At 39.0% G+C, this 277-nt stretch carries 1 protein-coding gene; it reads left to right on the top strand.

All coding sequences use genetic code 11. From position 1 onward, the window contains the following. Positions 1–154: DUF2179 domain-containing protein (locus tag RYX56_RS22080; RefSeq protein WP_317124079.1), on the top strand; the 154-nt coding region annotated here is incomplete at its 5' end. Positions 155–277: the final 123 nt, after the last annotated feature.

Here is a 277-nt window from a genome sequence, read left to right as displayed (position 1 = left end):
CACCGGCCAGGACAAACAAGTGCTATATCTTGTGATTAACAAGCCGGAAGTGGTCATGTTAAAAAATATTATCCGCGACATTGACGTGCATGCCTATGTCACGGTCCATAATGTCCATGAAATGATCGGCAAAGGATATAAAGCAACCACTTAAACAAGATGACTATGTTATTATTAAAAATCTTTGAACAATTTTACTGGAGCGTTTACCACAAGCTTTGCCTCCAGTATGATAAGAAAATGGGTACCTCATTTAAAAATGTTGAAAGCCGGTGGC

Source organism: Alkalihalophilus lindianensis (genome assembly GCF_032843265.1).
GTDB lineage: Bacteria > Bacillota > Bacilli > Bacillales > Bacillaceae_D > Alkalihalophilus > Alkalihalophilus lindianensis.
The sequence above is the reverse complement of the archived record's forward strand: the minus strand, read 5'-3'. Positions and strand labels throughout refer to the sequence as shown.